The sequence below is a fragment of the Shewanella sp. SM71 genome, from assembly GCF_025653905.1.
Classification (GTDB): domain Bacteria; phylum Pseudomonadota; class Gammaproteobacteria; order Enterobacterales; family Shewanellaceae; genus Shewanella; species Shewanella oncorhynchi.
This window is the reverse complement of record NZ_JAKKRW010000012.1, coordinates 123,484-137,470: the sequence shown is the minus strand read 5'-3', so window position 1 is coordinate 137,470 and position 13,987 is coordinate 123,484. Positions and strand designations below refer to the sequence as shown.

At 45.7% G+C, this 13,987-nt stretch carries 14 protein-coding genes; 7 read left to right on the top strand and 7 right to left on the bottom strand.

Features of this window, described 5'->3' with window-relative positions; translation table 11 throughout:
• Positions 1–8: 8 nt before the first annotated feature.
• From L5L97_RS13470 to astE, 3 genes are all read right to left on the bottom strand, one after another.
• A complete protein-coding gene (locus L5L97_RS13470; protein ID WP_014610632.1) occupies positions 9–986 on the bottom strand; it encodes an alpha-ketoacid dehydrogenase subunit beta in 978 nt (325 codons plus the stop codon).
• A gap of 3 nt (positions 987–989) precedes the next feature.
• The gene (locus tag L5L97_RS13465; protein WP_107404477.1) at positions 990–2,168 is read right to left on the bottom strand and encodes a thiamine pyrophosphate-dependent dehydrogenase E1 component subunit alpha; all 1,179 of its coding nucleotides are present in this window, start codon (positions 2,166–2,168) and stop codon (positions 990–992) included.
• Positions 2,169–2,330: 162 nt separating this feature from the next.
• On the bottom strand, positions 2,331–3,365 hold the full coding sequence (gene astE / locus L5L97_RS13460; RefSeq protein WP_263182341.1) for a succinylglutamate desuccinylase: 1,035 nt from the start codon (positions 3,363–3,365) through the stop codon (positions 2,331–2,333).
• A gap of 331 nt (positions 3,366–3,696) precedes the next feature.
• On the opposite strand from astE, the gene msrA reads away from it, so the two are divergent.
• Positions 3,697–4,176 carry a peptide-methionine (S)-S-oxide reductase MsrA gene (gene msrA / locus L5L97_RS13455; RefSeq protein WP_028759985.1) on the top strand — a complete coding sequence of 160 codons (480 nt, stop codon included), beginning with the start codon at positions 3,697–3,699 and terminating at the stop codon, positions 4,174–4,176.
• A gap of 116 nt (positions 4,177–4,292) precedes the next feature.
• Here the strand turns inward: msrA and pgm are convergent, their stop codons facing one another.
• Positions 4,293–5,945 carry a phosphoglucomutase (alpha-D-glucose-1,6-bisphosphate-dependent) gene (gene pgm / locus L5L97_RS13450; protein WP_263182340.1) on the bottom strand — a complete coding sequence of 551 codons (1,653 nt, stop codon included), beginning with the start codon at positions 5,943–5,945 and terminating at the stop codon, positions 4,293–4,295.
• A 73-nt stretch (positions 5,946–6,018) separates the two neighbouring features.
• A complete protein-coding gene (seqA, locus tag L5L97_RS13445) occupies positions 6,019–6,561 on the bottom strand; it encodes a replication initiation negative regulator SeqA (protein WP_198573466.1) in 543 nt (180 codons plus the stop codon).
• Positions 6,562–6,859: 298 nt separating this feature from the next.
• Here seqA and L5L97_RS13440 point away from each other — a divergent pair, with 298 nt between their 5' ends.
• From L5L97_RS13440 to efp, 6 genes are all read left to right on the top strand, one after another.
• Complete coding sequence (locus L5L97_RS13440) at positions 6,860–7,636, top strand: alpha/beta fold hydrolase (RefSeq protein WP_263182339.1); 777 nt, start codon at positions 6,860–6,862, stop codon at positions 7,634–7,636.
• Between the two features lie 101 nt (positions 7,637–7,737).
• The gene (locus L5L97_RS13435) at positions 7,738–7,959 is read left to right on the top strand and encodes a DUF2788 domain-containing protein (protein WP_006081578.1); all 222 of its coding nucleotides are present in this window, start codon (positions 7,738–7,740) and stop codon (positions 7,957–7,959) included.
• Between the two features lie 10 nt (positions 7,960–7,969).
• Positions 7,970–8,242, top strand: a complete 273-nt coding sequence (gene ybfE, locus L5L97_RS13430) for a LexA regulated protein (RefSeq protein WP_006081577.1) — start codon at positions 7,970–7,972, stop codon at positions 8,240–8,242.
• A gap of 54 nt (positions 8,243–8,296) precedes the next feature.
• Entirely contained in the window at positions 8,297–8,824 is a 528-nt protein-coding gene (gene fldA, locus L5L97_RS13425) for a flavodoxin FldA (RefSeq protein WP_006081576.1), read from the top strand.
• A 112-nt stretch (positions 8,825–8,936) separates the two neighbouring features.
• Positions 8,937–10,118, top strand: a complete 1,182-nt coding sequence (gene earP, locus L5L97_RS13420) for an elongation factor P maturation arginine rhamnosyltransferase EarP (RefSeq protein WP_263182337.1) — start codon at positions 8,937–8,939, stop codon at positions 10,116–10,118.
• Positions 10,119–10,163: 45 nt separating this feature from the next.
• Positions 10,164–10,724, top strand: a complete 561-nt coding sequence (efp, locus tag L5L97_RS13415) for an elongation factor P (RefSeq protein ID WP_105252465.1) — start codon at positions 10,164–10,166, stop codon at positions 10,722–10,724.
• A gap of 146 nt (positions 10,725–10,870) precedes the next feature.
• Here the strand turns inward: efp and L5L97_RS13410 are convergent, their stop codons facing one another.
• Together L5L97_RS13410 and L5L97_RS13405 are read right to left on the bottom strand one after the other, a co-directional pair.
• Complete coding sequence (locus L5L97_RS13410; RefSeq protein ID WP_263182336.1) at positions 10,871–12,205, bottom strand: glutamine synthetase family protein; 1,335 nt, start codon at positions 12,203–12,205, stop codon at positions 10,871–10,873.
• Positions 12,206–12,501: 296 nt separating this feature from the next.
• On the bottom strand, positions 12,502–13,884 hold the full coding sequence (locus tag L5L97_RS13405; protein WP_113939692.1) for a Na+/H+ antiporter NhaC family protein: 1,383 nt from the start codon (positions 13,882–13,884) through the stop codon (positions 12,502–12,504).
• Positions 13,885–13,987 lie beyond the last annotated feature (103 nt).

The following is a 13,987-nucleotide window of genomic DNA, read 5'->3' as shown; positions in this document are numbered from 1 at the left end:
CCGGACTCCTAGAAGGTCACTGATGCTTTGATGGCTTCAAAGGTCTTAAGCGCATCGGGCATATATTCTTTTTCATGGACGAGTGGATACGGGGTATCTAAACCACAAACGCGGCTAATGGGCGACTCTAGATACAAGAAGCATTCTTGCTGAATCGTCGCCGCAATTTCACCGGCAAAACCACCGGTTAATGGCGCTTCATGGTTAACCAATAAACGTCCGGTCTTTTTGACAGAATCGGCAACGGTATCGATATCCCAGGGTGACAAGGTGCGTAAATCGATAACTTCGCAGGAGATCCCTTCTTTAGCGGCCATGTCGGCGGCTTTTTCAAGGATTTCCATTTGCGCGCCCCACGCCACTAAGGTGATGTCTTTACCTTCGCGAACCACTTCAGCCTTGCCCAGTTCGATTTCATAATCGCCCGCTGGCACTTCGCCAACCGATGCGCGATATAAACGCTTAGGCTCAAAGAAGATCACCGGGTTTTTGTCACGGATTGACGCCAACAGCAGTCCTTTGGCTTGCTCAGGGTTGCGTGGTACCACGACTTTTAACCCCGGCGTCTGGGTAAAATAGGCTTCGGGTGATTGCGAGTGATAATGTCCGCCCGCGATACCGCCGCCATAGGGCGTACGGAACACTAATCCACCGACATCGAACTCATTACCGCTGCGGTAGCGGAACTTAGCCGACTCGTTGACGATTTGATCGAACGCCGGAAAGATATAATCGGCGAATTGGATTTCAGCCACGGCAGTCATGCCATTTGAGGCTAAACCATTGGCAAAACCGGCAATACCTTGCTCTGTCAGCGGCGTATTAAAGCAGCGAGCGCGACCGAATTTTTCTTGAAGACCGGAGGTGGCGCGAAATACCCCGCCAAAGTGGCCCACATCTTCACCAAAAACGACCATGCGTTCATCGGCTTGCATGGCAATCGACAAGGCCTCATTGACGGCCTGTAACATATTCATTTCAGCCACGGCTTATAGTCTCCCTGCACTTTTTGGATAGGCTTGCGGATATTTTTTGATATGTTCTTTAAGATCGGCGAGTTGCTTTCTCAGTACTGGCGTCGGCTTGTCGTACACATCTTCAATAATTTCATCCAGCATAGGCACAGGAATTTTTTCAGCCACTTTTACCGCAGCCAATACTTCTTCACGATATTTCTCATGCAGTTTCACATCATCCGCTTCAGCCAACCAACCTTTGTTGATAAGCCATAATTTGAAGCGTTTAACCGGATCGTGTTGCTGCCACTTGGCTTCTTCATCTTTCGAGCGATAACCAGAGGGATCGTCTGAAGAAGAGTGTGCGCCGAGACGGTAAGTCATGGCTTCAATCAGCACAGGCGCATTATGCTCAATCGCATAGGCGCGGGCTTGCTGGGTTGCCGCTAACACGGCCAACATGTCATTACCATCAACACGAATGGTGTGCATGCCATAACCGACACCACGGCTGGCAATACCGTTACCGGCAAACTGCTCTTCGGTGGGCGTTGAAATGGCGTAGCCATTGTTACGACAGAAGAAAATCACTGGGCATTTCAGTACCGCGGCCATGTTTAGGCCAGCATGAAAATCCCCTTCCGATGCAGCGCCTTCGCCAAAATAACAAACCGCGACTTTGCGCTTACCTTGCATTTTTAAGCTGTAGCCCACACCGGTCGCCTGCGGGATTTGCGTGGCTAACGGTGAAGAAATCGTTTGATAATGCAATGCCGCACTGCCGTAATGGATTGGCATTTGGCGACCTTTACCAAGATCTTTCTCGTTACTGAACATCTGATTCATAAACTGTTCAGTGGTAAAGCCGCGATAACGCAGCGCCGCATGCTCGCGATATTGCGCGAGGATCACATCTTCTTGATCGAGTGCGGCCACACTGCCGACAATCGCTGCTTCTTCACCCGTACAGGTCATGTAGAAGCTGATGCGCCCTTGGCGCTGGGCACCAAGCATACGTTCATCAAGTACCCGAGTGAATACACAGGTATCGTAAATTTTAGTGGCTAAGGTTTCATCTATCACAGGCAAAACCGCGGTTTCATAAGTGGTGCCGTCGGCTTGTAGAATTCGAAGGATAGGAATGTGTAGCGATGCCTTATCCAAGAAGCCGACACGGTGCACTGTATCAGTGTTGAGTGTTGCTTTGCTCATATTGTGCTCTTGTTATCTCATTACGCATCAAAGCGTTTTGATGCGTCTGTTTATACGAATATGCCCGACGAACATTACGTTAACGTAAACTACCTATCAACCATTGGCATAGCTCAAACCACAAGTTATCCCTGCCACGCATGTATATATTGCTTTACAAGCCTAACGCACGTCCGCATTCACCGCAGGGATCAGGCAAATCACAGTGCGATTGCCAATAGGCACTTTGGCATTAGGGAACACGACAGACTCAAACTCATGTTCCACTTTAATTTCTTGCCCACCTTCCCGCGCTAAAACAAAGCCCTTCGGGAAAGATCTGAAGTTTTCGACATCAGTTGCGAAGGTAAATTCAAAATCATCGAAATGTTTATTGATGACGCGGCACACTTGGTACAAGTTAACCTTATCGGCATCAAATGCATCCAGCTCCAACGGCTTAGCGGTGATCAAGCGCATGAACATTTCATGGGTCGCGATAAAACGCGTCATGTCGTTCTGCCCCATGGGATACACTTTGCCAAGCTCAATGGTAAAGGCATCGGCACCGTAGCGTTCAGAGGAAAAATAACTGAAGGTCGTGGTCGGTTCGTGGTGGAAAAGTACTGTATCGACGCCGCTTGCGGCTAAAAACATAATTTGCTCGCCGCTAAAGGCGCGCCCTGGACGGTAGGGATAGATAGCGAACTTTTCATGCTTCGAGGCGCGCATCGCCGTGTGCAAATCATAATGGATGCGCTGACGTCCATCGGCAACCGTAGTATAAAAACGATCGACATAGGCTTCGAGTTTTTTTGCGCGTACTCGCTCAGGGTTCACTAACCCTGGTGGATTGGAATGCTCACCACTAAAGAGACGATTCATGTTTTCGTCAATAATCCGCGTGCCGTTATTAATCGCTAATGGGTTACCAATGAGAAATAAAGTGCACTGCTTTGCGATGATCTTTTGCTGTAGAAGTTGTTTAATTAAGCTATTGCAGAGTTCAATGGGCGCGGTCTCGTTACCGTGAACACCGCAGGAAAGCACAATATCTTTTCCTTCATTCTGTATTGGTTCGAAAACAATAACACCGGTATCCCACACTTCCACTTGAGTATGATCGCCTAAGTTAAATGAAAATTCGCCATCGAACTGTTCAGGATGGGCTAAGGTGAGCGCTAAAAAATCCTTTGAATCTAACAGAGCTTGTAACACAGAATTCTCCTTATAATGGTGTGTAACAGTATTGGCGCAATAACATAAGTGCTGGCAGTAAATAACCTCTTAAGCATTTTTCTCACCGCGGTTAGTCTCACTCGCACCTAAAAAACGGCTTCAATACTAACACATGTTTTTAGTGCTGTTCTCAGACATTTATTGCCGTAGGACCCAGTTTTAAGCGGAATGACATTCAACTAAGCTGATTGTTAAATTCTCAGGACATTCCCTAAGAATTTCCCATGATAAATATTCCAGCTTGAGGCTTGCTTTTGCACTCAAGTTTTATCACAATCCTTAGCCATCTAGACTTCTATTGGATTTAATTATGGCGTTAGCAACCTTTGGTGCCGGCTGTTTCTGGGGCGTAGAGTATTTTTTTAGACAAGTGAACGGCGTATCGAATGCCACCTGCGGCTATATGGGCGGCAATAATGCGGCGACAACCTATGAAGAAGTCAAAAAAGGCAAAACGGGCCATGCCGAAGTGGTGCAAGTGGAATTCGATCCCGCCCTTGTCAGTTATGAAGACTTGCTCGATGTATTTTGGAAAAACCACAATCCAACGAGTCTGAACATGCAAGGCGGAGATATTGGCACTCAATATCGCAGTACCATTTTCTTCCACGACCGTGAGCAAAAAGCGGCCGCAGAAGCCTCAAAGTTAGCTTTTGCCCGCTCGGGCCGTTGGGGATTACGCCATATCGTTACTGAAATAGTGCCACTTCAACAGTTCCATGTGGCTGAGGAATATCATCAAAATTACATCGATAAGAATAACTTACCGAGTTGTCATATCGAGTACTAAATACGGTCAAATCAGTATTAGATCAACTACTCACAGCTGAATTAGACACAAACAAAAACGCACTCAAATCTGAGTGCGTTTTTTATTTTGAGACGTTAGCTAAACCTACTACTGCATTAAGCGTTTAGCGCCTTATCAATTAATGCCTGCGCATCTTTGATGATCTCAGCCAAATGCTGCTCACTGATAAAACTTTCGCCGTAGATTTTAAATAACGCTTCAGTGCCCGATGGACGCGCCGCAAACCACCCATTAGCTGTGGTAACTTTGATGCCGCCAATCGCCGCATTATTGCCTGGCGCATGGGTTAACACGTTTTCGATTGTCTCACCTGCAAGCACAGTGGCATTTAAAGTATCGGCATTGAGCAAAGCAAACTTGGCTTTGTTTTCAAGGCTGATTGGGCTATCGATACGCTTATAGAAACTTTGGCCAAATTGTTTTACTAGCTCTTGATGGCGTTGACCTGGGGTTTTACCTGTCACCGCAAGGATCTCTGCGGCAAGTAACCCTAAAATGAAGCCGTCTTTATCTGTGCACCATGTACTGCCATCACGGCGTAAAAATGCCGCGCCAGCACTCTCTTCACCGCCAAAGGCGATTGTGGCTTCGGCTAAACCGTCGACAAACCACTTAAAGCCCACTGGCACTTCGAGTAACTTTTTGCCGTGGAAAGCACAGATTTTATCGATAAGCGCACTCGATACTAAGGTTTTACCTATGGCTAAGGTATCACTCCAATCTGGTCTGTGTGTCAGTAAATAATCGATAGCGACCGCAAGATAATGATTCGGATCCATCAAACCCGTACCAGGGCAAACTATGCCGTGACGGTCATAATCGGGATCATTACCAAGGCATAAATCAAAGGATTCTTTATGGGCGAGTAAACCTGCCATCGCATAGGGAGACGAGCAATCCATGCGGATTTTGCCGTCTTTATCCAGCGGCATAAAGCTAAAGCTTGGGTCAACTTTATCATTAACTAACGTGATATCGAGCCCATAACGCGCGGCAATCGGTGCCCAGTAGAAAATACCCGAACCACCGAGTGGATCAACACCGATACGCAGCTTAGCGTTGGCAATCGCCTGCATGTCGATAACATTTTCTAAATCAGCCACATAAGGCGTGATCAAATCAATGGCGTTGACATAGCCTGATGCCAGCGCTTCGGCATACGCTAATTTTTGCACGCCAGCTAACGCTTGGCGCAAGTAATCATTGGCCCGCGATTCAATCCAAGCAGTGATATTACCTTCGGCCGGTCCACCATGGGGTGGATTGTATTTAATCCCACCATCTTGAGGCGGATTGTGGGAAGGCGTAATGATCAAACCATCGGACAATGCAGCACCCGTAATATTGGCTTCGCGATTGGCGCAAATCACCCCATGGGAAACCACTGGCGTAGGCGTAAATCCATCGTTCTGTTGGATTTTCACTGTGACTTTATTTGCCGCAAGCACTTCAATTGCCGACAAATAGGCCGCATAGGATAACGCATGAGTGTCAATCCCGAGGATCAACGGCCCATTGATATTCACCGATTGGCGATAATCCACCACAGCTTGGGTAATCGCCCAAATGTGTTGTTGGTTAAAACTGCCATTGAAGGCGCAGCCTCTGTGCCCAGAAGTGCCAAAGGTGACGCATTGTTGTACGTCATCCATATTTGGCGTGATGCTGTAATAATGGCTCATCAGTTTTGGAATATTGACCAGATCCGTCTGATTAGCGATTTGTCCTGCCCTTTGATGTATTGCCACCTATGGCTCTCCTGCACTCAATTACAATTAGAAAAAGTAGAAAAATGTCGTACTAACTTGGCTCATCCGCGGATTAAACGCGCTCAGCGATGCCCGCTGCTACTGTCGCATCACAACCAAATTGCACTAAAACTTCCGATAAAATAGTGCGTTTCTTGGCGGTATTGTTGTTACTCGTTACCCAGAAACCACTTGCCCCAATTTCTTTTGGGTTAGCCGAAGCACTCGCTTCGAGCAGTTGCTCCTTAGAGCGAGCAAAATACAAACGATCGCGTCCTTGGATCTGCAAAATTTGTGAGAATTGCTCTGGGGCTAATTGATACAAACTTTCGAGCAAAAACAGAAAACGCCCTACTGCGCCTTTTTGCTGCGATAACTGATGTTCATCGACTAAGCGACTAAAATCATTCACTGCTGGCACTGTTTGCGCCGCGATGGGCTGAATAGGTTCAGCTTCAAGGCTCGGTTGGCTAATCGCCAAAGGCTGGGGTTGTTCGACCGCATCGACGGACAGGCCGAGTAATCGACGAAGAATGTCAGAGGCGCTCTCACCAATTCGTTCTGTTTTGCTGGCAATATGACGATAGAGCTCTTCATCTACTTCGATATATTTCATAACCTTAATTATCCTTTGTTATTCGACAGGCTTAACCGAAAAAAGTGTACCACAGCGATCGGGGCAGATCATTGCGATCTGTTACCAGTGTATCTATCTCTATCAATCTGATAAAGCGCCATTATTCTAAAAGTGCGGGAAATAGCACAGCAAACTAGCAGTTAATCGACAATTGCCGAAAAAGCACACAAGTTACTGGCCGCCCCCACTATAGAAATGGCAACTGACTTGTCAAGCCAACGGCATTAAGGGCACAATTCGCGTCACGCTAAGCTAAAAATCTCCAACAGGAATCACCATGAACTTTGTTTCCACAGGCCAAGGACCCGCAGTTCTCTTGATCCACGGCTTGTTCGGTAATCTAGATAACCTCAAAGGCCTAGGGCAAGTATTAGAAAGCCAGTATCAAGTTATTCGTGTCGATGTGCCCAATCATGGTTTAAGTGAACATTGGGATCAAATGGACTACCCTCACCTGGCCACTTCAATGATCAGCTTGCTCGACGAATTGGCTATTGAACGCGCCCATATTGTGGGTCACTCTATGGGCGGTAAAATCGCCATGGCGACGGCGTTAGCCTTTCCAGAGCGCATTATCAGCATGGTGGCAGCCGATATCGCACCCGTCGCCTATGAGCCAAGACACGACACAGTGTTTGCGGCATTAGAAAGCCTGCCCTTAGAAGGCCATACCGACAGACGCTTTGCCCTAAACCACTTAATTGACAATGGTATTGACGAAGCGACGGCACAATTTTTACTCAAAAATCTACAACGCACTGATACTGGCTTTCGTTGGAAAATGAACTTAAGTGGCCTAAAGGCTTGTTATCCTAATATTATTGGCTGGCAAAATCAGACGCCAAATCCAGTACAAAGCTATGCTGGACCAACTCTGTTTATTCGCGGCGGCGACTCAAATTATGTCACTAGTGAGCACAGAAGCGCTATCATGGCGCAATTCCCCGCGGCACAGGCAAAAACACTTGAAGGATGTGGTCATTGGTTGCATGCGCAAAAACCCGTCATTTTTAACCGGATCGTGTCTGAATTTATTGACAAACATTCAATGTAAATCAGCAGCAAACTCGACCGAAAGCATATGGCAGCCGCCATCTTGTTGTGATATATTCGCGCCTCTTTTGGCCTTAGAACACTCTCAAGGACTAAGAAAGTATGTTATCTCAGTACATGGAACAAATTGAAACCATCGGCCTGAACCTGTTTTTTGCCTCGATATTTTTCTTTATCGGCATGGCCATCCACGATGTGCTTAAACAAGGTAACGTGCCAAAATTTGGTCGATTTATTGTTTGGTTAGTGTTATTTCTCGGCTGCGCCGGGTTTATTGTAAAAGGTATTATCCAGATCACTTGGGAAGGCTCAGGGATCGGTTAACAATAAGAACATGGCAAAAGAAGCGACAGACAGAACCACCATTGACCTTTTTGCCAATGAAAAGCGCCGGGGCCGCCCAAGAAGTAATCCTTTGTCCCGTAGCCAACAGCTTAAGGTCAACAAACGCAATCAAATCCAGCGCGATAAAGCCAACGGATTAAAGCGAATAGAGTTAAAGGTGTCACAAGATTTGTATGACGCCTTGAATGAGCAGGCATTGGCCAGTAACATCAGCCGTAGCCAGTTAATCGAATTAATTCTTCAGCAACAAGTTGAGTGCTGAACGAGTACCAGCAAGATTAACCTAATAAGTGAACTAGACATTAAAGGATAGACAATGGCAACTGTAGGTCTTTTTTTCGGTAGCGACACAGGTAACACCGAAGCTGTAGCCAAGATGATCCAGAAAAAACTGGGTAAAAAAATGGTTGAGGTGAAAGATATCGCCAAAAGTACCAAAGAACAGATTGCAGAGTATGACTTGCTGCTGTTCGGCATCCCGACCTGGTATTACGGTGAAGCGCAATGTGACTGGGATGATTTCTTCCCTGAATTAGAGCAAATTGATTTTACTGACAAACTTGTCGCTATTTTTGGTTGTGGTGATCAAGAAGACTACGCTGAGTACTTCCTTGATGCCATGGGCATGGTTGGCGATATTGTTCAGGCCCGTGGTGGTATCATCATCGGCCATTGGCCAACTGCAAGCTACAATTTTGAAGCCTCTAAAGGTCAAGTCGATGACGACCACTTTATTGGTTTAGGTATCGATGAAGATCGCCAGCCAGAGCTGACTGAAGAACGTGTTGATGCTTGGGTTAAGCAAATTTACGAAGAAATGTGTTTAGCTGAATTAGAAGATTAATTCTGTTAACCATTTGATTAAAGCGGCTTAACGCCGCTTTTTTTATGCATATATTTCTGACTTGTTGCAACTATCTACTTTTTGTAACTAAGAATAACGACATACCACACTCATGACCAACACAGCCCGCTCTAATCACTGGGATATTTTTTGCACCGTCGTTGATAACTACGGCGATATTGGCGTCACTTGGCGTTTAGCCAAACAAATGGCTAATGAGTACCACATTCCCGTTAATTTATGGGTCGACGACCTCGCAAGCTTCTCGCATATCTTACCGACACTCGATCCACTAAAAGCCACTCAAACCTTCAATGGTGTGAATATTATTCATTGGAAAGAGCCTTTGCCTATAAAGTTTGTTGCAGGAGCTGTGCTCATCGAAGCCTTTGCCTGTGAATTACCCGAACAGGTAAAAGCGCAGCTGGTTTATTTACATCAGAACGCCCCAAAATCTGTACCTGTCTGGCTGAATTTAGAGTATTTAAGTGCTGAGGATTGGGTTGAAGGCTGCCATGGTTTGCCATCGTTACAAGCCAATGGTTTGAAGAAGTATTTCTACTTTCCCGGTTTTAGCGCCAAAACGGGTGGACTCATTTGCGAGCAAAATTTGTTTGCAGAGCGTGATGCTTGGCAAGCTGATACTGCCAATAAATTGCAGCTTTTTACTGATCTAGGTCTTAAGGACATTCAGGCACAAGACACTGTTATTAGCGTTTTTAGCTATGAGACCGAGGCGCTACCCGCATTATGTGAGTTATGGCAGCAATCGGTAGAAAAAATCCATGCGCTGGTCCCCAAGGGGCGTAGCTTAAACAGTCTGACGCATTTACTACCCTGTGAAATTGCTGCTCTAGTGCCGGGTCAACAGATAAATCATGGCAATTTAACCCTGCACATTTTACCCATGACAGACCAACAGGGGTTTGATCGCCTGCTCTGGAGCAGTGATTTTAATATCGTGCGCGGTGAAGATTCCTTTTTACGTGCCCAATGGGCCGCAAAACCCTTCATTTGGCACATTTATCCCCAAGAAGATGATTATCACCTCGTAAAATTAGAAGCTTTTCTCAAACTTTACTGCGATAATCTGCCACCTAAAATTGCTTGTTATTGGTCTGAATTGAATCTCGCGTTCAACCAAGCACAGCAATCAGCCGTGAGCCTTCACTGGCAAAACCTTAATCCTGTTAATTTGCCCTTGTTGCATCACCATGCTAAACAATGGCCAATTAATGCATTAAATGCTGCAGATCTCGCTACTCGACTAGTTCAGTTCGTTAAAAACAGCTAAGATACTGCGCGAAAACAGAAAAATCTAAATATAGGAAATAGTGTAATGAAAACTGCTCATGAAATCCGTCCTGGTAACGTGATCATGTTAGATGGCAGCCCATGGGTTGTGCAGAAAACTGAAACAACTCGTTCTGGCCGTAACGCTGCTATCGTTAAGTTAAAGTTGAAAAACTTACTGCTTAACTCTGGTACTGAAACGACTTTCAAAGGTGAAGATAAGTTAGAAGACATCATCTTAGATCGTCTTGACTGCACATATTCTTACTTTGCAGATCCTATGTTTGTATTCATGGATGCAGAATACAACCAATACGACGTAGAAGCTGAAAACCTAGGTGATGCAGCGGCTTATATCGTTGACGGTATGGAAGAAACTTGCCAAGTGACTTTCTATGATGGCAAAGCTATCTCTGTTGAAATGCCAACCACTATCGTCCGTGAAGTGATCTACACTGAGCCTTCAGCTCGTGGCGATACTTCAGGTAAAGTAATGAAGCCAGCGACTATCACTGGCGGTGGCACAGTAAGTGTTGCTGACTTCGTGAAAGTAGGCGACAAAATTGAAATCGACACTCGTACTGGTGAATTCAAGAAGCGCGTTTAATCGCCCTTCTCGTTTCCAGACAAAGAAAAGCCAGTGCTTGCACTGGCTTTTTTTGTTGCTATTTTTTAGTTGAACATTTTTAAGACTCTTAAGTCATTGAAGGGGTAAAACTTTTATAAGTAATAATTCCCTTATTCATAAAAGCGTTAGCATTGCGGCCCTAAGAAACGTCGCTCCCAAGCCCCTATCTCACTCAAATAACTTTGGAATTCAATTTCCTTCACCGATACAAAGCCAGTGACAAAATCGTCCCCGAGTAAGCGTCGTGCCGAATCACTTTGGCGCATTTGCGTTAACGCAGCTAAAAATGTCTGCGCTAGGTCATGGCTGCTATCGTAGGCGCTCCCGGTTTCTGGTGCACTTGGCGATAATTTTTCTTCTATTCCGGCAAGGCCCGCTGCCAAAGATGCGGCAATCATCAGGTACGGATTAGCATCGGCGCCCGCAATGCGATTCTCTACCCGTCTCGCCACCGGAGCACTCAATGGCACACGTAAGCCAGTGGTGCGATTATCAACGCCCCAACTTAAATTAATCGGCGCTTGACTGCCGGAAATGTAACGTCTAAATGAATTGATATTGGGTGCGAATAACAACATTAAATCAGGTAGATACTTTTGTAATCCGCCGATGTAGTGGTGAAAACGGTCAGTGTCGCTACCATCTGCATGGCTGAAAATATTATGACCTTTCTCATCGACGACACTTTGATGTAAATGCATAGAACTGCCGGGTTGACCCGCTATGGGTTTTGCCATAAAAATCGCATTCAAACCATGTTTTATGGCGATTTCTTTCGCGGCATATTTGAACATAAAGGCTTGATCTGCAAGAGCCAACGGATCACCATGCACTAAGTTAATTTCATATTGTGATAGCCCCATTTCATGGATCCAAGTATCACCTTTAATCCCAATCGCATCGATGGCGGCATTAAACTCATCCCAAAATGGTGCGAGTTCATTGAGCATATTCATGCTAAACGCGGATTGACCATTTTCAACTCGGCCACTTTTTGAAATGGGCGCCTGATACGGAACACTCGGATCGGTATTCGCCTCCGTAAGATAAAATTCAATCTCGGGTGCCACCACAGGGGTTAACCCCAAGGCTTGGTAACGAGCCAGCACATTTTTTAACATAGAGCGCGGCGCAAATGGACATAAATTACCATCCAGTAATACGCAGTCATGGATGGCAAATGCGCGCGGCACTGTGCTCCATGGGATCATCTTGAGAGTGCTGTAATCGGGGACGAGTAAAAGATCAGGATCAGCATCAGGGAAAACAGGATCGTAGGAATACTCACCGGTAATCGCTTGCATCGAAATCGCTTGGGCAATACGTAATTCAGCACCCTGAGCAAAACTTCGGGCTGGCATAAGCTTTCCCCTTGGATAGCCTGAAATATCAGGGAATAAACACTCGACATCACGTATTGTGCCGTGCTCGAAAAACGCAGTAAGAAGAGTTGAGTCCATTTGATTCGTTTGCCACTAATGTTGAAAATAATGCCCTGAAGGATGCAAAGTATAATCAGGCTTTGATTTGAAAAGCTACATGGCGACGATGAAATATGTAAAATATAAATGACAATTTCGTAAAATATAATTTGACATCAGTTGAAAATCTTCATTTAACAGTGTAATCGTGTTTATCCTAGTTCAAGCCTCCTCACTCTTTACTCACCTTTTACTCATTCTAGCCGCCTAACCCCATTACGGCAGACATAAAAAAACCAGCCGTAGCTGGTTTCTTATATTAATCGTGACAGAAGTTATGCAATCACAATAAAGCCGATAAATGCTATTACTGCTGCGATAAGTGCATAAGGTAACTGAGTCACAGCATGGCTCACTAAGTTACAACCTGAGCCTTGGGCGGCCAATACGGTTGAATCTGAGTAGAAGCACGCTTGGCTACCAAATGATGATGCAGACAATAAGGCCCCAATGACTAATGGGATGTCCGCCCCAACCGCTTGCGCTAATGGCATCACGATAGGAATCGTCACGGCAAATATACCCCAGCTCGAACCTGTGGCAAATGCGAGTATAGCCATAGATAAGAACACTACCGCAGGCAGCAATTTAGGTGTCATAAATGGGCTTAATGATTCAATAACATACTGCGGCAGTAATAACTGATCGCACACATCCTTAAACACAAACGCCGCAATTACAGTGCTAATGGCTGGTAGCATGCTTTTAAAGCCATCGATCATTTGGTCCATCATCTCTGAAAATGGCATCAAACGCTGCACTGCATAATAAGGAATCGTGATAACTAAGGTCGCCAGCAAGCCTTTCCACACGTCGATATCAAAGTACACGGTAAAGGCAACTAACAAACCAATAGGCACTAAAAAGTTATGCAGTTTGCCCTGATTATCGGCGTGCTTAAATTCCTCTTCTATGGCTTTAACCGCATATTCATCCGAAGTTTGAACTTGGTCGAAATCCACTTGCGCTTCCGCGGGTTCACCTTGGGCAGCGCGCAGCTGCGCAGTCTTCATTGGACCAATGGCGGGCACAATACCTAATGCGACAAGTAGCACCATAGCCACAGCTAACCAAGCATAAAGCATGTAAGGAATGGCTTGCATATAAACTGCAATGCCTTGACCTTCGGCTGCCACACCGTTATCCACCAGTAATCCACCAAAAAATACCGCCCAAGTCGATAATGGCACTAACACGCACACGGGCGCGGCGGTGGAGTCCACGACATAGGCGAGCATTTCACGGGACACTTTAAATTTATCCGTTACACGCTTCATGGTTTCACCCACGGTCAACGCATTGAGATAGTCATCGATAAAAATCACGATCCCAAGGATAAATGTCATTAATAGGGAAGATTTAGGTCCTTTCGCCAATTTAAGTGCATTGCGGCCAAACGCTAATGCGCCGCCAGTTCGTACTAAAAGTGCGATGAGCGCACCAAAACCACCACACACCAGAATCAACCAACCTATGGTTTCATCGGCCATAACCTTCAATGACACACTAGCAAAATTGTTTAAGACTTGACTGGGATCGAGTAACAGGAAACCGGTTACCGCACCTATGATCAAAGATAAAATAGGACGGCGTAACCAAATAGCTAACACCAATACCACCAAAGGTGGAATGAGACTTAACGCTGTCGGTTCAGACATGCACTTAGGTCCTCTAAATAAATCGCCTAAAAGGCAAATGGTTTTAGAATAACGTCTGAAATCAACACGATTTAGAACGTCAACACAGCTGCTTCATGATGAC

Coding starts and splice junctions, on each gene's coding strand:
- efp (WP_105252465.1), top strand. CDS start 10,164: ATGAAAACTGCTCATGAAATCCGTCCTGGTAACGTGATCATGTTAGAT.
- msrA (WP_028759985.1), top strand. CDS start 3,697: ATGGCGTTAGCAACCTTTGGTGCCGGCTGTTTCTGGGGCGTAGAGTAT.
- seqA (WP_198573466.1), bottom strand. CDS start 6,561: ATGAAATATATCGAAGTAGATGAAGAGCTCTATCGTCATATTGCCAGC.
- ybfE (WP_006081577.1), top strand. CDS start 7,970: ATGGCAAAAGAAGCGACAGACAGAACCACCATTGACCTTTTTGCCAAT.
- L5L97_RS13435 (WP_006081578.1), top strand. CDS start 7,738: ATGTTATCTCAGTACATGGAACAAATTGAAACCATCGGCCTGAACCTG.
- L5L97_RS13410 (WP_263182336.1), bottom strand. CDS start 12,205: ATGGACTCAACTCTTCTTACTGCGTTTTTCGAGCACGGCACAATACGT.
- L5L97_RS13405 (WP_113939692.1), bottom strand. CDS start 13,884: ATGTCTGAACCGACAGCGTTAAGTCTCATTCCACCTTTGGTGGTATTG.
- fldA (WP_006081576.1), top strand. CDS start 8,297: ATGGCAACTGTAGGTCTTTTTTTCGGTAGCGACACAGGTAACACCGAA.
- earP (WP_263182337.1), top strand. CDS start 8,937: ATGACCAACACAGCCCGCTCTAATCACTGGGATATTTTTTGCACCGTC.
- L5L97_RS13440 (WP_263182339.1), top strand. CDS start 6,860: ATGAACTTTGTTTCCACAGGCCAAGGACCCGCAGTTCTCTTGATCCAC.
- L5L97_RS13465 (WP_107404477.1), bottom strand. CDS start 2,168: ATGAGCAAAGCAACACTCAACACTGATACAGTGCACCGTGTCGGCTTC.